Raw genomic sequence first — 18,732 nt, 5'->3', positions numbered from 1 at the left:
CGGCGCCGCCTGATGGCTAGAGGCCCTTCCACCAGGCCGGCGCACTGCAGACTATACACATCGGACATATTAAAAACAAAACAGATTTACTGAGGTTAGCCCCCCGCGATCGTTGGCACTGTCCTTGCTTATAACAACTGACATGACCAAGCAAATCACTTCTATTCTACTTGCCTCACTATTAGGCTCCTCGCTGCTCACGGGACTCGCCGAAGCCGGCCCAAGAAAGAATTCGCTAAGCCCCCAATGGATGGCCTCGGCGCCAATCGCGCGCGGAAGCCTGTCAAGGGTTACGCGTCCTGGAAACGCTGGGAAAGTGACTCACTTTGAGATCAAAATCAGCAAAGGCAATGGCCGCCTCTTCCGCGGCGGGTCGCTAGAGCCCGGCTACGTTGATACGAAAATCAACTTGAACGATGCTGTCTTCAAACCCGGCTTGCGTATTTCCGTGCCGAAACTTGGCGACGTTTCTCCGTTATCGGCGACGATTTGGGAAGGCGTCGCAAAACTGGGAACTAGCGCCAAGCGCCAGCCCCTCCGCATAGATCTCCCTGATAACTTTCTTATCGAGATGGAAGTACTGGGAAGCGACAACCCTCGGATGACGCGCGCGGAACAGTTCGCGCAGATTGTGCATGAGAAAGATCAAGCAGATGTATTCAAGACGCTTTCCAAGCTCGGATACAACCCCAATTCTCTTGCTATTAAAATCGACTACACCCCTCACGAGCACATTCAGGGCAGTAGGATTAACCACTTCATCCTCGTCAACCCGAAGTGAACGCAGGGATTTAGCTGTCGTATATCCGTTCTCGTAGGGCCGCGGAGCGCCTAACAAGTAATTCTGACTTCAAGCGAACAATGAGCACGCTCGACGTCCCGAAACGTGGTGGTGCGCTAGCCGCTAGTTAAGGCGCCGGTGGCCGCTGTAACTGGCACCTTAAGCTAAGAAAAGGCGATGAAATTGCGCAAAATCGCCGCCTTACGTCAAGCTCGGCTTGTCGCAGAGGAATGGCGCAGGGATTGCTATGTCGTAGCCAATGCAGAAACGACACGGCTTCGACCAACCGCAACACAGGTTACCGCTTACGACGGCGTTTTTCACCGCGACGATCATCGCGGTATCGGCGCTTACTACCGCCTGCCTGGAGGCGCCCGCCGAAGACGGCATGCCCACCGAGGAAGAAATGAAATCGGCCGAGGCCGCTGATCAGGCGTTGCAAGACGCCGATGTCGCGATCGATTTCGACCCGTCAGAGCTGCCAAATGTCGAACACCAGCAGCTGGAATGGGATGTCGTCTATGGCTTTGGTAGCCAAACCGAGATGCCCAAAGACTATTTGCCGGTCGGGCGCGATTGGGTGCTTTTTCCGGTCGCGATCATCAAGCTGCTCATCTACGTGCCAGATACCGTGGCCGACTGGTTTCGCGCCGCCGACTATGCGCGCTGGGAGGTCCCCAATACCACCGACGCGCCATTAACCTTTACGGTGAGCGCCAGCGTGAAGTTTCTAAATTGGCGCTTGGCCAAGGGCAAGGCGTCGCTCCGCCGTTGCAAGGTCGATGCGCAAGGCGGTGAGTATGACTGCAAACTCCTTGGCTCGGTCAAGCGCGGCACCAAGACCAAGGATACCGTCACGCTTTGGCGCGGCGATGACGAGCGCAACGTGCCAGTTCGCAACTATGGGCGCGACTACGAGATAACGATTCCACCCGGCGAGACCTTTGCGATTTATCTCAAGCACAAGCTCGAGTGTAACGCCGATGCCTGGGAGCTGTTCGGTGATGGCTACTGCATCATTCGCCCCGTGGCGTCGGCGTTGTTTGTACGCCCCGCGCCGTAGCTCGATGGCAGCGCACGGGTTGCCACTTTGGTTCACCGACCCCCACAGGAATGCAGTAATGCGGCGGCACGACGAGCGCGCAGCAACTGCAGTAGCCATGCGCGTCCCTAGGAATCGGGCTGACAGGCTGGCACAAGAGTTGCTCAACTAGACCTTATGCAATTCCCCCAAATGACAGCCCTGGCCTTAGTTGTAGGCGCGTGCTTGGCCCCGGCGGCCCATGCTGGCGGCCGCGGAGCGCCCGCAAAAGCAAGCGTCACGTCTAGCGGCAAACGGACGTCTGATTTTCAGACGTTAATGACGCGCGCGGAGCCCATCAAGGGCTCTGAGTTCCACGTCCAAGCAAGGAAAGGAAAAGGCAAACGCACCTTCCATTTGCGTCACTCTAGCGATTCGCGTCCGGCTGGCAAGGTCACCGTCTATGGTGCAACCATGCGGCTAGACCTGCCGCGCGCGAACATAACATCGGAGTTTTCCCAAGCCGTGCTTACCTTGGCGCTAAATGCTCATGCCGCAGTGTACGGCGCGCCACCAAAGGTCATAGAAGTAAAGAGGATGGCTTTCACTCACCTTACCGACGTTGAAAATACTGAATATTATAAACCACAAGCCGCTTACTTACTCGCAAGCGGGCCGCTCGCGGATCACGGCTACACGCGATCAGATATGCGTTTTCCAAGCCCGGGTGAAGCGGTCGTTGTGTTTGCCCGAAAGCCTTGAAGAGCCGCGGTAGCTATCACCCATCGCGGAGTGGGGTCACGCTCTGACCCAAGCGACGCAACCCTAGAGAACCTCAGGCTCCGACGGAGAATCGCAGTCGTCGCCTTCACATTCGGTCTCCTCGATCTCAGCGCACTCAGTGATGTAGACCGTGGCACACACGTCGGCGTCGCCTTCATCGCAAGGGGATGGCACCTCCCGACATTCGTAGCCCTCGGCGCAGTTTACATCTAGGGTCACTCTCGCCTGCCGATTCGCCTGTAATTACCGGATACTAGATGCGGTGCTGCGTATTCACGTTCGCTTGAACGTGATCACGCAGTAGCCTAGTTAACCACTTGAAATAGATGTTGAATTTCGGGCCGGGAGTGACCCTTATCGGTCAGCAACTACCAGCCGACCACCCAGATATCGATCAAGAACATTTCGGAGGTGTAGGCCTCGGGGCCATCAGGAGTGGCGACGTTGCCGGCCCAGGCTTTCTGCCAATTGACGCCAGCCACGAAATGCCAGCCGCGAAACTGGGTCACGACGCCGGTGCCGACCATGGCGGCATAGCTATTGCCGGACGTAGATTCTTCATCGACGACGGTTACGCCGGGTTGCACCACGGCGCCGAGCCGCACCACAAAAGGCCGCAATGGGACCAGCGAGCCAATGAGCGTCACCGGAAAGCCTATGCGGCTAACCTTGCTGCCTTCGTTCGTCGCGCCCTCAAGCTGCCAGCCGACCGACGCTCCCACGCCGACCCGCGACGTAAGCGCGCGCTGAGCCTCCAAACGAATGTCAACCACCCCTGCATCGCGATAGGTCGGTCTGTCGCCGACTTGAATCTCGCCAATGCCAAAGCGGCCAGCCACGAGGCCACCGTAGCGACCGCCGCCAACGTCCTCGCCGCGGACGCCATAGATCGTCCTCGTCGTGCGCGTCTCCACGCGATCAGAACTAAAGCTCGACGTCGTGGACGTGGCGTTGCCATCGCGATGCCGGACCTTGCCGCCCGGGATGACCTTCCCGGCCGCTAGGCCCAGACAACCTGTGGACACCGACAACGACCACGCGGCCACCAAGCCTGCGAGAAAAAGGGCTCGATTCAGCATGGATTGTCACTCTTGGCCATCTTCGCAGCGTGTTCCCGGTCCTTTGGATCGCAGTCGGTCAACATCATGCGAAACAATCGAATGCGGAGCTGACCGCCCCAGCCTCGGTAGTCGGTGTCGCCGCCTAACCCATAGTCGCGGGCAAAGACCGCCTGCGGCCCCACCATAAAATGAAGGGCGCGACCGCGCTTGTAGTGATACGACGCGCCCACCAGCATGTTCACATCCATATACTGATCGGTTTCGCCGCGATCCATCGAGAACCCAAAGGACGCGCGAGGCCGCAGCCGCCATCCCCGATTTTCGATCGACCCGCCATACCACACGCCAAACGGCACCGCTTCGACCGCGGCACCGTCTGCCTCAAGCGAGCGCAGCGTTTGGTAGCCATAGCCCATGCCGAAGCTGGCATCTCTCACAAAATCAAACTCGAAATTGAGCGACACGCCCGCAGTGACCACGGTTTCGTCGCGCTCGGCGCCTACGGGATCGGACACGGTGGCGCGGACAAAGCCAGCGTTGCCCTCCAGGGATGCGCCCAGCCCCATGCTGCATCCCGTGCTTAGGACGCCCACCCACACTGCCATCACCAATTGCCGCACGCCACACTCGTAGCATGCCAGGCATGCGCTATTCAAAGGCCATGAGATCCATTCCCCTATACCTGCTTGTTCTGTTGGTAGGAACGCTCGGTCTCGGGGCCGTGTACGGCGGCGGCTTGCTGGTTCTCGACCCAAGTGGACGACGTTTGGGCATGCCGATTGGGTTTCTGGAGCATTCGCCTTTTAGCAATTTCTTGGTTCCGGGGTTGTTGCTCTTGGTCTTTGTCGGGCTGTTGGCGTTGCTAGTGGCGTACGGGCTCGTGGCACGCCCGAACTGGCCATATTTCGAAAAGCTCAATGTTTACACCGATCGCCACTGGGCCTGGACGTTTACCCTGTACACAGGTTTTTCCCTTGGCATCTGGATCAACGTGCAACTACTTATGCTGGATGCGCACAGCGCGTTGCAGCCGACCTATGGCTTGGTGGCGCTGGCCATCTTGGTGCTGGCGTTGTTGCCACCTGTGATGACGCGTTATAACAAAAAGTCGTAGTTGCCTCGCCGCTAGTGCCGGCAGCTTGCCACGCCCCGCGCTTAGCTGGCGACCACAGCGAGGTCAGGCTTAGCGCTTGCCACGTGGCGTGCGCTGATTTTTCCCGGCCTTGATTTTCGTCCCGTCTCGCGGCGCGACCTGCGTACCAAGGCGGCGAGCTTCCAAGCGCGCTTGCGTGCGCTGCGCCTTGCTCAGCGTGCTGAGATAGGAAACGCGCTTGGCGTTGAGCGGCTGCAGCTTGGCCTCGAGGTCTTCGATGGTCTTGTCTTCGAGCGCCGCCGCCTTCGCCTTCGCCTCTTTTCGGTCGACGCCGACCGACATGAGGGCGACGTGGTAGATGGCGGAATTGCCAACGAGATACGCCGGCGTGGCGATACGATCCGCGGGCACGCCCATCTCGAGCAGGTCTTGGCGTATCACTTCGATCGAGGCGACGCTTGGCTTATAAGACCCCGAGTTGGGCATCAGATAGACCATTTGAATCTCGCCATTCGGAGACCGCAGCACCTTGAGCCCGCCGGCCGAAAGCGCCACTTTGCCTTTGCCCATGTCGAGATGCTTGGCGCCGTTCTTGGAGGCAACGGTCGAGCCGTCCTCGCGCGCTACCCACTCGGCGAGCTCGTTGTTGCCGAGCCCGTCGATGAAGGCCTTGTTCAGCGGGTGGATGGTCGCGCCGACTTCCTGCCCTTCGGCGACGGCCTTCGCATAGGCCTTGGCGACGTCGTATTTCTTCTTGCCCCTGCGATCAATTGGGCCAAACTTGTCGACCAGCGCGCCAAACAGCCGACGCGGCGGCTCGCCTTCGGCTTTGTGATATTCGGCGAGCGCGCGAAGGAAAAAGCTTTCGTTGAGCTGCGTAATGCGGCCCACAATCGCGCGCAGCTCGCTTACCTGACCGAGGCGCAGCTCGGTGCTGCGCGTGCCCACCGAATTTAGCCCCCCAGAGGCGAGCATCGCCATGCCGAGCTGCTCGAGGCGATAGAGCTTGATAGCCAGGCCCGGGCGTCGCGTGTGATCGGCGAAGTCGTTCTCGAAGGCGCGCGACACCTTGTAGAGCTCGTCGTTGAGCATCGCGAACTCGGCGGCGCCGAGCTGCGTAATGTCGAGCCGCTGAATCGCGTCGTCGGCGAAGGCCGGCGCCACCGAACCGGTGAGAAACAAGCTACCGGCCGACAGCCCGGCCGCGAGGAACCAGGCGCGCAGTCGCGCCCTCGAGTTGTTTGATGGGAATGCTTGCATGTCGCTGCTCCTTGCTACCAACCGAGGGTTAGATCAGGCCGAGATTTTTGGCGGCTTGGCCAGGCTTGTTGAAGGTCGAGCGCGGGAGGCTAAACGAGTCTTCAATTTTCTGGGTGATGTCGCGCAACATGGCGGCAGCTTCGGGGCCCGCGTCGGTAAACATTTGCTCGACCTCAAACTCGTGGTGCTTGGCGGTGCCGGCCTTGGTACTGCGAGGGCTTGAGCCATTGACCGTGTCGAGCGTGAAGAGATAGAGCGGCTTGTCGTTGGCGTCGCGCAGCTGGTATTCGAGGCGTTGGTTGTTGAGGTTCACGACCGGCGAGAGCGTCTTGCCTTTGAAGGCGGGGTCGAACTGGTCGAGCTTGGCCAGGGGGTTATACGCTTCAAGGGCGGGATCGCGATCGAAGAGGCGTTGCGCCGTGTAGACATCATCGGTGCGAAAGCGAATCTCAAGGCGATCCTGGACCGCCGTGTTCTTGGCGCCCTTGGTGTAGATCTTGATTTCGACCATGCCGTTGTTGGTGCCGATTTGCGAGCCGACTTGGCGAAAGCGGATCGAGATGCCCTGCTTGGTGCCGCGATAATCCGCGGTGTCTAGGTAGACATCTTTGTAGTCTTGCGTGGTGGTGCCGGCGACTTGCTTCACCAGGCGGTAGCCTTTGGCGCGAAAGTCAGCGCCTAGCTTGGGGCCGACGAAGCGCTCGAGGTCGTTCTGCTCCATCGCGGTTTGGATCGAAGCCATGGTCGTCGCGGGCACCTGAAACTTTGCCTCGGCCTCATAGACCCAGCCAACGCCCTTCCAGCTCGTGATCTTGCCATTGGCGTCGGTCACGACCGTCTCAGGAATCGGCAACCAGTCAGATGCCTGAGCATCCGCCTTTTGCGCGCCAAAGAGTTCGGTGACTAGTTCTTGCACCGGGAGCAGGCGCACGGGACGACCGTTGCCCTTGAGCTTCTTGGTGGGAACGAGCGTACGCTTCGACTTAGCGCTCGCCGTTAGGCGCCGCTGTGTCGCGGTTCGTTGGGCCGCGCCCGCCTGCCCTTCAACCATGCCTTGGGGGGACTGGCGCGTACGCGACCCCTTCGTGGCATAAGCGGGGGTGTAAAGAAGAGCTGCGGCAAGGAAGCTAGCAAGGGTGGTTGATTTGATCATCATGGCGCAACGCAGTGCAGAACTCGGGCCAAGGTCGACCGGCGCGAAGGCTCAAAGTTTCGCGCGCTTGGCCGAGTGGTGCGCCACAAAACGCTGGAGCCTCTTGTCCCAACGGCTACTCAATATGTCAGGGCTAGCAGGCCCTAGGCTACACGCGAAGCCAGTACTTACGCGCGTGGCGTCTCCATGGGAAGGAGCAAGTCTTCGAGAAAAAATGCGGCCAAATCGTGGCGGCCGTCGAGGTCGGCTTTGCGATACACGGCGCGCGCTTGTTGCCGTGCGGTCGCCTCCGAGATGCCGCGCGCCGCCGCGATCTCGTGGTGCGACAGCCCTTTGAGCAGAAGCAACGCAACTTCTTTTTCGGCACGCGATAGGCCCCACCGTTCTAACTGGGCGTCAATGGCCAAGCCGAGCCCTTGCAGCAACTGCCGCGCCTCGTCGCGCCATTTTTGCGCCTCCGCGGTTGTTTCTTGTAACTTCGATTGCAACGCGGCGGACGACTCGCGCCAATACGCGGAGTCGCGCAACGCAATCGACAGGCGGCGGCCCATCACGACGGCGCCGACGATGCCGACGGCGACGATGGCGAGTTCCACAGCAACATGGCTGACCGCCGTGCCTGAACGCAAATCCATGGCGATATCGATCGCAGTCAGCAAGGCAATCCCGGCAAATGCCACCAAGGTCGCGATAGTTCGGAATCGCTCGTTTGACTGATGGCTACGCGCCAACTCGTGGGAATTACTCATGGGTCACATTTGGCGGATAGGCACCGACGGCTTTGCCCGGCAAGGTTTCCACACGACCGGGCGGTGAGCCTCTCGGCGCAAAGGTTGGTACCATGGAGTCGCTTTTCTTTCACCCAAAAGTTGTTCACATCCCCATCGCCCTCGCCCTGCTGATGCCGCTGGTTTCGGCCGGTATCTGGGTGGGGTGGCTGCGCAAATGGTGGCCCGCCCGCACCTGGGTCGTGGTGCTCGCGCTGCAAGGCGTGCTGGTCGCCTCGGGCGTTGTCGCCATGCAGAGTGGCGAGCAAGATGAGGAGCTCGTCGAGGCAGTCGTGCCCGAGGCGGCGCTGGAGGCACATGAAGAGGCGGCTGAACAGTTTGTGTGGGCCGGCGGCGTCGTTGCACTCGCGATGGTTGGCACGTTGCTGCTCGCCAACCATCGCGCGGGCCATGCGGCCGCCGCGGTAAGCGTGCTGGGCACGCTGGTGGTGCTGGCGCTCGGTTATCGCACCGGCCAGGCGGGCGGCGCCTTGGTTTATCAGCACAACGCCGCATCGGTGTTTGCCTCGCCCGCGGGCGGCGCAGGCGGCGGCGACATTCCAACCGGCGAGCCACGCGGCGCCAAAACCGAAGATGACGAAAGGGACTAAGCCATGAACAATTTGCCGAAGCAAACAACATCACCGTATCAAGCACCGTATCAAGCGACGCGGCTGGTCACGCAGTTCGTGGCTGGCCTAGTCGCCGTGACCGCAATAGGCGCGTGCAACAAGCAACCTAGCGATTCCGCCTCGGCACCTCCGGCGGGCGGCACCACCCCGGTTTCGATGCGTCCACCCATCATCGATCGCGCCAGCCTCGGGATGTTTGCGCCCTTGCCCACCGCGGTGCCCCAGCCGCCAGCGGCCGTCGCCTTGGGCAAACAACTTTTCTATGAAACCGGGCTTTCGCTTGCGCGCGACGTGTCGTGCAATTCATGCCACATGCTCAATGCGTATGGCGTCGATGGCAAGCCGGTATCCACGGGCCACAAGGGCCAAGTCGGCACGCGCAATTCGCCCACGGTTTACAACGCGTATCTGCATGCCACGCAATTTTGGGATGGCCGCGAGCCAACCGTCGAGGCCCAAGCCAAGGGGCCGGTGATGAATCCAGTCGAGATGGCGATGCCGAGCGTGGCCGTCATCGAGAAGCGCCTGCGCGCTTCGGCCGCTTATAAGGGCTTGTTCGCCGCCGCGTTTCCCGACGCCAAGCAGCCGGTGACGTTTGACAACATGGCGATCGCGATCGGCGCCTTTGAGCGCACCCTGGTGACGCCGTCGCGTTGGGATGCCTTTCTCGCCGGCGACGACGCGGCGTTAACCGACGATGAAAAGGTCGGCGCGCGCGAGTTTATTGCGGCCGGCTGCGTCGCCTGCCACAGCGGCGCCACGCTCGGTGGCCAGATGTTTCAGAAGCTCGGCAGCGTGAGGCCGTGGCCGGCGATCAAGGATCGCGGCCGCGCCAGCGTTACCAACAATCCCGCCGACGAAGGCATGTTCAAGGTGCCGGCGCTGCGCAACGTCGCCAAGACCGCGCCATATCTCCACGATGGCTCGATCTCGTCGCTGCGCGAGGCCGTGCGCCTGATGGCCTTGCACCAGCTCGGCAAGGAGCTCGACGCCACGCAACTCGATGCGATCGTAACGTTTCTCGGCGCGCTCACCGCAGAGCTGCCTGCCGAAATGACTACGCCAGTGGCGCCGCTATTATGAGTGTCTCCGCTCGATTTACGGATTCGCCGCGCCCTTGGTTTGCGTCTCAAGGCTGACGAAGTCGCCGGTGCCATCGGGCTGGCGAGCATAGCTCTTGCCAGTGGCGGCGTCGCCTTCGTTCCAATCAACCGAATCAATAACGTCGCCTGCGGCGGTGTAGAGCCAAAACTCTTCATCGCCACCGAGCTTGAACCCCACGGTTTCGTTGGCGATGTCTACGGCGAGATAAGTGCCTGGCTCAAGCGTGCCACTTGCTGCCAACGGCACCGCGGTCGTCGCGTCGTTTGCGTCTAAGATGCGCAATCCGGCGAGCTCAATGGCAACGTCGCCAAGATTGACGAATTCTACCCAGTCAGGGGCTTCACCGGCTGCCACTTCATTGATGCGGATATTCGGCAGGTCCATTGGCGCATCGGTGGGGCCGTCCGCTGGGGCCGCGGGCGCATCGGGCGAGGCATCCGGGAGATTTAGGTCGCCATCGGACGCGCCACTGCACCCCGCGACAAGCACTGTGATCGCCGCGGGCAGCAAGGGGAAATATCTTAGCGAACGTCCCATGCCGCGCTTGCTCCTATAATGATAGACCAACTGTTTCCCACCGCAGCACCAGGCAGCGGGCCAGCGTCATTGTTCACGTTTGTCGTTTGGACGCCTGCATAGGCGCGAACCGCCTGCGGTAACGCGACCCAACCGACCGCGGTTGTCTCAAACGAAACGCGCTGGCCGCGCGCGCGCAGCGAAGCGACTTGCGCGTAAACACCGGCGGCGGCTGAGGCATTGTGCCAAAGGCGAACGTCGGCATGCGCGCTCGCGAGCCAAGGCCTGGTGATACCCAAGGCGTCGAGCTGCTCCGCGGCCATCCAGGTCACGCCGATTTGCGCGTGACGCGAGGCCGTAAATAGCGATGCGCCAAGGCGGTGATCGGCGCTCGCGGCCGGCCCACTTGAACCTTCTTGCGCCAAGACCAAAACGCGCAGCGGTACCGACTCGCCGCCAAGCTCAAAATGCGCCACATCAAGGCGTAAACTCGCAGCGGCGGTCTTGGCGTTATTTTGCTCGCGCTGACCAAGCCCTTCGCCGTTGAGCACCGTCAGCGAAAGCACCGCACCGGCGAGCCGCGACAGCGTAACGGTTGCCGTGGCGCCGATATCCGACCGCGGCGCCAGCTCATAGCGTTCCGGCGCGGACGTCGCGATATCGCGATGCTTGCCCGCAAACTCGGATTGGTCGTACCAAGGATGCGCGATGAGGCCAGCACGGATGCCGACCACGACCTGCCCTTGCCTCTCCGACCCATCAGCGCGCTCGCCGAAAACGGCGCCAGCCCACGCGCGATTTACCCGCATCACCAGCGAATTCTCGGCGATGCCTTGGCTGCTATCTTCGCCGCCCGAACGCACGGCCTCAAGCCGCAGCTCGGCTTCGGCCGCGCCCCACCTCGGCGCAATCCACGACTCGGCCTTGGCCAAATCAAACGTGGATGAGATGGGCCGGCTGCCCTCCACGGGCGCCGTCGACTCGTCAAAGCTCGTGCGCACGGCGCGAGCATCGATGATGCCACCATGGCCGACTTGCAACGCGGGCGCGTCTTTGTGCGTGGTGGCAGCTGCTTGCGCGGGCGCCTCAGCCGCTTCATCGGCAAACAGCAGCCCTGGCGAGGCGAGCCCCCATGCGACACATACGAAGGCGACAAATTGTTTAAATGCCATATCTCAACCATTCTGGATAGTTTGCGAGCACCGCCACGAAGACAGAAAAATCCGCGAGCGTGATGCGCCAGTACGCCTTGGCCGCCTGCATTGTGCGGGTAACAAACGCGCTGTCGACGCAGGCATGCAAGCCCGTGGCCGCGCCGCGATGAGATAGCGCCTCGTTGCGAAGCACCGCGCCGCGCACGTGCAACCTGGCCAAGAGCGCGCCTTGTTGCTGCGCCAAGGCATTGATGTCGGCGCTCGTTAGCTTGCCTTCAAAGACGTCATCGGCGAGGTCGGCGACGTCAAAGCCGCGTTGATAGCCCGTCAGCTCGCGCACGCGAAACGAAAGCGCCCCCAGCTCGACATGGCCAAGCCATGCATCGCCGTCGGCGCGATCGCTAAGCGCCACCTGATAGCGCGCGACGCGTTCGCCGCCGGGTAGCGGGGTGGTCGCCGTGCCGAGCTCCATGCCATAGAGCGGCACGCCCTGGCCAGTTTCCTTCATTTCGAGCAAGAGGTAGGCGCCGCCGCTAGCTGGCGTTTGCTGCAACACGTAATAGCGATCGGCCGGATAGCTAGCGACGCCCGCGCCTAGCCTGCGCGCCACATCGAGCGTCGCGCTGGCCGGTGTCGACGAATTTTCCTGCACCGGCACATATCGATTTACGGCGGCAAGCACATCGCCGCGCGCCGACTGCGCAAGGCCTTGCAGCGTGTCTTCCCAGATGCCGTCCGCGGCGACGTCTTCAATATCGCCGAGCTGCAGCACGCGCGCGCCTTGGGCATCTTGCGGCGCGTAGTCTTCTAGCTTGCTTTGCTCATCGCCCTTTTCGCGCGCCTTCTCTAATAGTTTATCGCTGGCCTCCGTTGCGCCCATAGCCCACTGCCGACCTTGCATGAGCGCGTCGTCCGCCGCGAGCGAGGCTAACTCGTCGACATAGCCGCTGATCGCGGCGGTGGCGGCTTGTTGTGAAAGCGCCACGGTATCGCCACCGGCGTAGATTTCGCTACCCGCGGCAAACCAGCCCACGCCAAGCCGCATCACGTCGCCTTGCATGGGCCCGACATCGGCGAGGTCAAAGTCGTTAAACCCAAGGAACATGTCGCCACCAGCCGTGCGAAAGGTGCCGACGTTCTCGATATGCGGATCGCCCATGATGACCGTGAAAGGCTTGCACGTCGCGCCACCAACAACTACAAGCCTGGTGCGCCCCTGCCAATGCAGCACGTCATGCCAGTAAAGGCCCGCCGTGCCGCGAAAAAACTGAAACGGGCTGCGCGCCATCTTGGTGTACTTCATGGCGACCAGCTCTGGCGCCCGCATCGACCATTGCGCATTACTTGCCACTAACTCACCAGCCAGCCACTTGCCATGCGCGGTTTGCCCATCTAGCTCGCCACAGCTCGCGGTTGGCAGCAAAGCTAGCAAAAACGCGATGGGCACCGCGACACGGCTTGCCACTCGTACCTGCTTGCTGCCCGCTGGCGCCACCGTGAGCATGGTCGTCGATAACACGACGTGTACGGCTTGTGTGACAGCCCGGCAACACCCGCGGATTGCCTATCACTTCGACCGCAGCGTCTTACTCCGGCTCGGGCGTCATCGGCCCCAAGCCGCCATGTTGCTGGCGCCGCGCGCCCGACACCTTTCGCGCCGTTGCGATCTCGCGCAGCACGCTGACCGCGGCGGTCGCGGTGCGCGCAAAGGCGCCGCCGCGGTCGACCGCATACAAGCCAAAGCGCGGCGCATAGCCGAACGCCCACTCAAAATTGTCGAGCAGCGTCCAATGCCAATAGCCGCGCACATCGGCGCCGGCCAGGATGGCGCGGCGTATTTGCTCGAGCGACCGCACGATATGCTCGATGCGCCGCTGGCCACTTGTGGTGGCGATGCCCGACTCGGTGACCACCAGCGGAAGCGCGGGCCATCGCCGCGAGAAATCTGTCAACACGTTGAAGATACCTGGCTCGTACCATTCATAGCCCATCTCCTCGATCCACTTGGTTGGATCTTGTGGCGGCAGGCACGAGCCCAAATCGAAGGTGCCAAAACAAAGCATGGCGTCGACGCCAGGAATCAACCGCAATTTGCCGGTCACGCTGATGCGGCTGTAGTACTGCACGCCCAGCCAATCGAGCTTGCCCTGCCACGTGGGTTGGTCTTCATCGAATTCGCCGTCTAGGTCGCTGTCGAACTGGCCCGCCAAGAGGCTATCGACAAACAGATAGTGGTAGACGCGCTGCACCCTCGCCGCCGCCGCTACGTCGTCGGGATGGTCGCTGAGTTCGTTGTCGCGCGACGGCGTCCACTCGGCGACCGAGAGCGGCAGGCCCACGGCTGCCGCAACGCCATCGTCGTCAGCATCGACCACGTCAGCCGCCTTGATGGCGTCGAAGACCGCGACATGCGCCGCAAGCAGGTTGCGCGCCGCCGCCATAAACCGCGTAAAGTCACTAAGCAGGTAGTTCTTGCCCGGCGGAAACACCCCGGCGCCATAGGCCGCCACCAAATAGTTAATGGGCTCGTTGATGGTCATCCACGCATCGACGCGGGCGCCGTAGCGCGCGGCCAGCATGCCGGCAAACTCGGCCAACTCCTGCACCGCCTCGCTGCCATCGTCGTCGCCCGCCCAACCGCAAAGCTGGGCGGTGTTCTTGGGCGCATCTTTGACTGGGCAGGTCGCAAGCCGCGGATCTTCAAACCACAGCGGATTGCTAAAATGGTGAATGGTGATGACTGGCCTAATCTGCGCCGCCAGCAGCGCGTCGATTACCTCGTCGTAGTGCGCTAGTGCCGCCTCGTCGTAAACGTCGCGCTCGGGCTCAATGCGCGCCCATTCGAGCGAGAGCCGATAGGTATCGACCCCGAGCTCAACTAGCAGCGCAACGTCGTCGACCGCCATTGCATAGCCTTTGACCGCGTCGCCAACAAACGCTCCTTTGCCAAGCCCGCCGGGTGCTGGCTCGGTCCACGCATACCAGTTGGTATTTTGGTTGGCGTCTTCGATTTGGGTGGCCGCCGTGGTCACGCCAAATGAAAACGAGCCGCGCCCCGCGTCGCCGGTGAGCGGGCCTTGGGCGCCAAATTCAAGCGCCGGCGGCGGCGCATCTTGGCAGCCAAGCAGGCCCATCATAAAGAGTACAGCCGCCTGGCTTGTTCGCAGTTGCATGCGCATAGCCGACGACTATGCGCCAATTTAGTGACGGGACAATGGCAGTTTTGAGGATTTCAGGGCGACGGGGCAAAGGCATACGCGCCTTTGACGACCGTGGCCCGAGGCGGCCGCTTGGTGGTTTCGAACCAATCGTAGCCTTCTTTAAGATTAAGCCAAAAGGAGTGCCACGGCGACTCTTCGGCCGCGGCATACGCTAGCTCGCGCGTGGTCATGCGAAATGGAAACACGTGCACGGCAAAGGCGACCTGCCCGCCGCGCAGCGCCGCCTCAGCGAGGGTATAGATTTCCTCAATTTTTGCGTCGGTCATCGCGAGGCAGCCAATGGAGACTTGATTGCCATGCATCATGATGGCGCTGCCGGTGCGCCCATGCGATCTGTCGTAGGCGTTGGGGTAACCGAGGTTAAAGGCGAGGTGATACGCGCTGCCGGGATGCATCGCGCGGCGGCCCACTTGGTAAAACCCCTCGGGCACCTGCCAGTCGCCCTCGGCCTGCTTGGGCCCCAGCTCGCCTGAGGCGGCCGCGATCGGATAGGTGCGAAACAGCTCAAACGTCCCGGTCGCGCGCTGCCTGACAAACACCTCCACCACGCGTTCGCGCTTGAGCGCGCGCAGAAAAATCGGATCACCTAGACGTAGTCCGCGACCCTCCAGCTCGGTTATCAGCACCGGCCCGACCCGCGCGGCAGCCGCTAGCGCCCGTGGATGCGTAGGCCGCAGCTTGGCGGGAATTTCGCCTGTTGGCGGTGGTGGCGGCTGCGTCGCCACCCGGGACCCGCCCTCGGCGCAGGCGATGGCCACGAGGAAAGATACAAGGACCAGCGCGCGCGGCATATATGCATGCACGCACCGGCAACGGAATCGATCTATCCACGTCCCAATCTCTTCGCGGGAGTTAATGCGCAATTCCCAAATCGAGGCCGCGCTGACAGATACCAGGTTGTTTGAATCGGCGCGCCGCGCCGATGTCGACGGGCAATTTTAAAGTAACTACTTATACTTACGTCGATACATTGGTTGCTGCGGGCACGCCCGCCATCCACAGCTTTTGCGTTGGATACGCAAACTCGATGCCCGCGCCGGCAAACGCCGTCAGGAGCGCAAAAGTAGATTTCCTGTTGCGTGTCCATGAAGACGTTGTAGTCCGAGCTGAGCACGTAGTAGACGGTCTCAAACTCGAGCGCGAAGTCGCCAAACTTCGCAAAATGGGCGCGATCAAAGCGCACCCCATCCTGGTCGTCGATGATCTGGCGAATGAGCCCAGGAATCTTGCGCACCACGTCTTCCGGCGTCTCGTAGGTTACGCCAACCGAAAACTGCACGCGGCGCTCGCTCATGCGACCGTAGTTGCGCACGCGGCTATTGAGCAGATCGGAATTGCCTAGAATGATCTGCTCGCCGCCAAGGCTGCGCACGCGCGTGCTCTTGATGCCGATGGCCTCCACCGTGCCTAAAAAGTCGCCAAGCACGATAAAATCGCCCACAACGAAGGGCCGATCGAGCGCGATCGACAACGATGCAAACAAATCACCCAAGATGCTCTGCACCGCCAACGCAATCGCCAGGCCGCCGATGCCAAGCCCCGCGACCAAGGTGGTGATGTCGACGCCAAGGTTATCGAGGGTAAGCAAGAAGATCAGCGTCCAAATGACCAGGCGCAAGAGAAAGCCCAAGATGCCCAGGCTGCTCGCCAAGGCGCCTTGCGCCCCCTTGCCATTTTGTAGCGAGAGCCACGCCACCACGGCGGTCGAGACCCAGTAGCCGAGCTGCCAAAATCCGATCACGGTAAAGGCGTTGGCAATGCCGTGGCCGACGAGAGGAGGCAAGACGAGCGGCCTTACGCTGACAAACAAGGCCACCGCGATCAAAAATAGCAGCGAGGTCTTTTCCGCAATGCGCAGCGGAATCTCCATGAGCTCGAGCTTGGGCGTCTTGGCGAGCACCGCGTAGCGTCGCCGCGCCCACCCGCGCGAGACAACGCCTGCGAGCATGATGCCTGCCGCCAGCGCGCCGGCGAACAACCATGCCCCCGGTGGGTTGGCGCCCCAGAGATCGTGAAGGGTTGTCGTGACTTCGTTCATGGTAGCTCCCGATGCTGGCGACGCGGGCCCGCGAAGGCTCCCGCCGCCACCAGGCGACGCCACGGCACGCATATAGGCCTGACAGTCGGCGGAGGTGCGGTTACCGCGCCAGCGCAACGTCTAGAAGTTACTTATGCGTACCACAAAATGTCGACCTCTCCAACCCAGGCGGCAGCGAGATGAAGGGGAAGCGGCATTCGATGCTTGTGCAGGTAAGCAGCCGTGGTGCACGGTGGGGCGTCGCGCCTCGATTAACCTGGCAACCAACCAAATGTTTCGGTGCCTAGGTCAAGCGAAATAGGCGCGCCGTCATGGGTAAAACGGACGCCATCAATCCCGATTCTCGCGTTGTAAGTCGGAAACACCTCGAGATGCTCGACAACCTCAATTCGAATCGTCCCGGCAAGGGGCAAGAACTCGGCTTCAACAACGGGCGCGCGACTGGGCTCAATCGTATCGTTGCACGCCTCGCGCGTGAGGTTCGTGCCAAACGCAACCCGCAGCGCGGCTGGTAGCTCACCAAGGTCGATCTCAATCGTCTCACCGACTGCGGGCGGAGCATCTTCAAGCGGCCCAAGCAGCGCCACATTGATCATTACGGCTTCGGTGTCGACCGCATTAGCTAACGCTACCGTGATGTTGCTACAGGCGATACGCCGAGCCCCATCGACATCAAGCACGCCCGCTAGCGTGGCAGCCGCATGCTCGGCAGTCCGCCCTTGTGCAGGGGGCGGCGGGGCTGGCGCTGGCTCATCGGTGTTGTCGCCGCAGCCGCAGGCCAAGAGGAACAAGGCATTCGCAAAGAGGATCGATCTATCAGTCATAAGACTGACTTATTCAAGTCTCGTGCCATTGGCCCGACTTATCTTTCCGCGGCGTTGCAGGCGCGTTGTCTCAGGATTCTGAGCGTCCGCGCGGCCGTCCGCAGATTTTTGATACGGCGACCGGGCTGCTCACCCGGCGCAGCTCAGCTCAGCTCGGCCCAGGAAACACTTCGCAGGCTTCGGTGAAGGTATCGAGCGCAGCCTCAAGGGCTTCGGTAAGACTGCCGTCGCAGATCGAGTGCGTGATGACGTTGTCGCCAGCTTCGGCCGCAAAGTCTTTAAGGCGCGTGGCCTCGACCGCGTTGCCAAAATCAGACGAGCAATCGCTTAGCCCGGCGATGACGGCGGCGGCCCAGCGCCCGCGGCCCTGCTTAACCTCATCGAGCTTGGCGATGGTCTGCGGCACCGTTTGCAGCTGCGCATCCTCGCCGCATTCCCCGTCGTCCCCGCCTAGCGTAAAGCCGTTGTCAGTTCGCGAACAGTCGTTTTCGTCGGTTAGCATGACAATGCCAAGCAGGGCATCGTCGCGCAGAAAACCGGCATTGGTGCCGTCTGCGACGCGTTCTTGCAGCGCCCACGTGCTCATCATAAGCGGCATCTCAATGCTTGGACCATTCGTCCCTACCTCGGCGAGGCATTCCAGGGTGTCGCTCATGTTGGCCGCATTGCCATCGATCCAGCGCTGCGACATGCCACACTTTTTGCGGAAGGCGCCGTTATCGCCGTCTTCGTTCATGGGCATTAGGGGCTGTGGCGGCAAGCCTGGAATCGGAAACGGCGGGTTGGGATCGACAAAGAAATTGATGTCGCGGCCGGTGGTCGTAACCGCGATGCGAAAATCCACGGCCTCGCCCTCGGGATTGCGATAGTCTTGCAGCAACGCGGCAAAGGAGGCGAAGTTGTCGCGCAGGTTCTCCTGCTCTTCTCCCATCGATCCAGAATCGTCGATTACAAATACCAAGTCCATGCGCGTGCACGGACCGGTATCGCCAGGTAGTGGTCCGGTTTCGGGATCGTTTGGACCGGGTGTAATGTCACCGCCGGTAACCGACGGACCACAGCCCACAAGACCCAAGGACATCAAGCCGCTCGCAAGCATCGTAAGGTTAGGGTTCATCGCCGGAACGTTAACACCAACGCCCTTGTGGTCAAAAATAAGCGCTAGCGCAAAATGCTAAGTGGCTAAAAGACATGCGCTATCTGTTAGTTGCCTACATGTCGATTTGTCGCGCCAGCGACATTACGCAGCGTGTTAGCGACGCCTCGTCACAGCTACTCGCGAATCACTCTGGTGTATCATCGCCGCGGCGCTCCTCTGTCGCCG

The 18,732-nt window shown here is 61.3% G+C and carries 18 protein-coding genes; 5 read left to right on the top strand and 13 right to left on the bottom strand.

Annotated elements, in window-relative coordinates:
- Nucleotides 1-142: 142 nt before the first annotated feature.
- Both IPL79_15810 and IPL79_15805 read left to right on the top strand, forming a co-directional pair.
- Nucleotides 143-781 carry a hypothetical protein gene (locus IPL79_15810; GenBank protein ID MBK9072446.1) on the top strand — a complete coding sequence of 213 codons (639 nt, stop codon included), beginning with the start codon at nt 143-145 and terminating at the stop codon, nt 779-781.
- Nucleotides 782-1,040: 259 nt separating this feature from the next.
- On the top strand, nt 1,041-1,844 hold the full coding sequence (locus IPL79_15805; GenBank protein MBK9072445.1) for a hypothetical protein: 804 nt from the start codon (nt 1,041-1,043) through the stop codon (nt 1,842-1,844).
- Between the two features lie 1,109 nt (nt 1,845-2,953).
- On the opposite strand, the gene IPL79_15800 is transcribed toward IPL79_15805, so the two are convergent.
- The gene (locus IPL79_15800) at nt 2,954-3,664 is read right to left on the bottom strand and encodes a hypothetical protein (protein ID MBK9072444.1); all 711 of its coding nucleotides are present in this window, start codon (nt 3,662-3,664) and stop codon (nt 2,954-2,956) included.
- Nucleotides 3,658-4,266, bottom strand: coding sequence for a hypothetical protein (locus IPL79_15795; protein ID MBK9072443.1), 609 nt, complete (start codon nt 4,264-4,266; stop codon nt 3,658-3,660). The genes IPL79_15800 and IPL79_15795 overlap by 7 nt, the downstream gene beginning before the upstream one ends.
- 23 nt (nt 4,267-4,289) lie before the next feature.
- Here IPL79_15795 and IPL79_15790 point away from each other — a divergent pair, with 23 nt between their 5' ends.
- A complete protein-coding gene (locus IPL79_15790; GenBank protein ID MBK9072442.1) occupies nt 4,290-4,760 on the top strand; it encodes a hypothetical protein in 471 nt (156 codons plus the stop codon).
- 69 nt (nt 4,761-4,829) lie between these two features.
- Here IPL79_15790 and IPL79_15785 read toward each other — a convergent pair whose 3' ends face one another.
- The 3 genes from IPL79_15785 to IPL79_15775 all read right to left on the bottom strand — a co-directional run bounded on the left by IPL79_15785 (nt 4,830) and on the right by IPL79_15775 (nt 7,787).
- A complete protein-coding gene (locus IPL79_15785; GenBank protein MBK9072441.1) occupies nt 4,830-5,999 on the bottom strand; it encodes a hypothetical protein in 1,170 nt (389 codons plus the stop codon).
- Between the two features lie 28 nt (nt 6,000-6,027).
- Nucleotides 6,028-6,930: a CYTH domain-containing protein gene (locus IPL79_15780; protein MBK9072440.1), complete on the bottom strand. Its 903-nt coding sequence runs from the start codon at nt 6,928-6,930 to the stop codon at nt 6,028-6,030.
- A 389-nt stretch (nt 6,931-7,319) separates the two neighbouring features.
- A complete protein-coding gene (locus IPL79_15775) occupies nt 7,320-7,787 on the bottom strand; it encodes a response regulator transcription factor (GenBank protein ID MBK9072439.1) in 468 nt (155 codons plus the stop codon).
- A gap of 206 nt (nt 7,788-7,993) precedes the next feature.
- Here IPL79_15775 and IPL79_15770 point away from each other — a divergent pair, with 206 nt between their 5' ends.
- Both IPL79_15770 and IPL79_15765 read left to right on the top strand, forming a co-directional pair.
- Nucleotides 7,994-8,530 (top strand): hypothetical protein, encoded by a 537-nt coding sequence (locus IPL79_15770; GenBank protein MBK9072438.1) that lies wholly within the window; start codon nt 7,994-7,996, stop codon nt 8,528-8,530.
- 3 nt (nt 8,531-8,533) lie between these two features.
- A complete protein-coding gene (locus IPL79_15765; GenBank protein ID MBK9072437.1) occupies nt 8,534-9,634 on the top strand; it encodes a c-type cytochrome in 1,101 nt (366 codons plus the stop codon).
- Between the two features lie 15 nt (nt 9,635-9,649).
- Here IPL79_15765 and IPL79_15760 read toward each other — a convergent pair whose 3' ends face one another.
- The 8 genes from IPL79_15760 to IPL79_15725 all read right to left on the bottom strand — a co-directional run bounded on the left by IPL79_15760 (nt 9,650) and on the right by IPL79_15725 (nt 18,525).
- Nucleotides 9,650-10,192 carry a lamin tail domain-containing protein gene (locus tag IPL79_15760; protein MBK9072436.1) on the bottom strand — a complete coding sequence of 181 codons (543 nt, stop codon included), beginning with the start codon at nt 10,190-10,192 and terminating at the stop codon, nt 9,650-9,652.
- Complete coding sequence (locus IPL79_15755; protein ID MBK9072435.1) at nt 10,177-11,343, bottom strand: hypothetical protein; 1,167 nt, start codon at nt 11,341-11,343, stop codon at nt 10,177-10,179. Before IPL79_15755 ends, IPL79_15760 begins: the two co-directional genes overlap by 16 nt.
- Complete coding sequence (locus IPL79_15750) at nt 11,333-12,844, bottom strand: DUF2252 family protein (GenBank protein ID MBK9072434.1); 1,512 nt, start codon at nt 12,842-12,844, stop codon at nt 11,333-11,335. Before IPL79_15750 ends, IPL79_15755 begins: the two co-directional genes overlap by 11 nt.
- A 67-nt stretch (nt 12,845-12,911) precedes the next feature.
- Complete coding sequence (locus IPL79_15745; GenBank protein ID MBK9072433.1) at nt 12,912-14,498, bottom strand: glycoside hydrolase family 1 protein; 1,587 nt, start codon at nt 14,496-14,498, stop codon at nt 12,912-12,914.
- Nucleotides 14,499-14,557: 59 nt separating this feature from the next.
- Complete coding sequence (locus tag IPL79_15740) at nt 14,558-15,337, bottom strand: murein L,D-transpeptidase (GenBank protein ID MBK9072432.1); 780 nt, start codon at nt 15,335-15,337, stop codon at nt 14,558-14,560.
- A 32-nt stretch (nt 15,338-15,369) separates the two neighbouring features.
- Nucleotides 15,370-16,584, bottom strand: coding sequence for a mechanosensitive ion channel family protein (locus IPL79_15735; GenBank protein ID MBK9072431.1), 1,215 nt, complete (start codon nt 16,582-16,584; stop codon nt 15,370-15,372).
- A gap of 251 nt (nt 16,585-16,835) precedes the next feature.
- The gene (locus IPL79_15730) at nt 16,836-17,408 is read right to left on the bottom strand and encodes a hypothetical protein (protein MBK9072430.1); all 573 of its coding nucleotides are present in this window, start codon (nt 17,406-17,408) and stop codon (nt 16,836-16,838) included.
- A 148-nt stretch (nt 17,409-17,556) separates the two neighbouring features.
- Nucleotides 17,557-18,525 (bottom strand): hypothetical protein, encoded by a 969-nt coding sequence (locus IPL79_15725; protein MBK9072429.1) that lies wholly within the window; start codon nt 18,523-18,525, stop codon nt 17,557-17,559.
- Nucleotides 18,526-18,732: the final 207 nt, after the last annotated feature.

This window comes from Myxococcales bacterium, assembly GCA_016716835.1.
In the GTDB taxonomy this organism is placed as follows: domain Bacteria; phylum Myxococcota_A; class Polyangia; order Haliangiales; family Haliangiaceae; genus JADJUW01.
The sequence above is the reverse complement of the archived record's forward strand: the minus strand, read 5'-3'. Positions and strand labels throughout refer to the sequence as shown.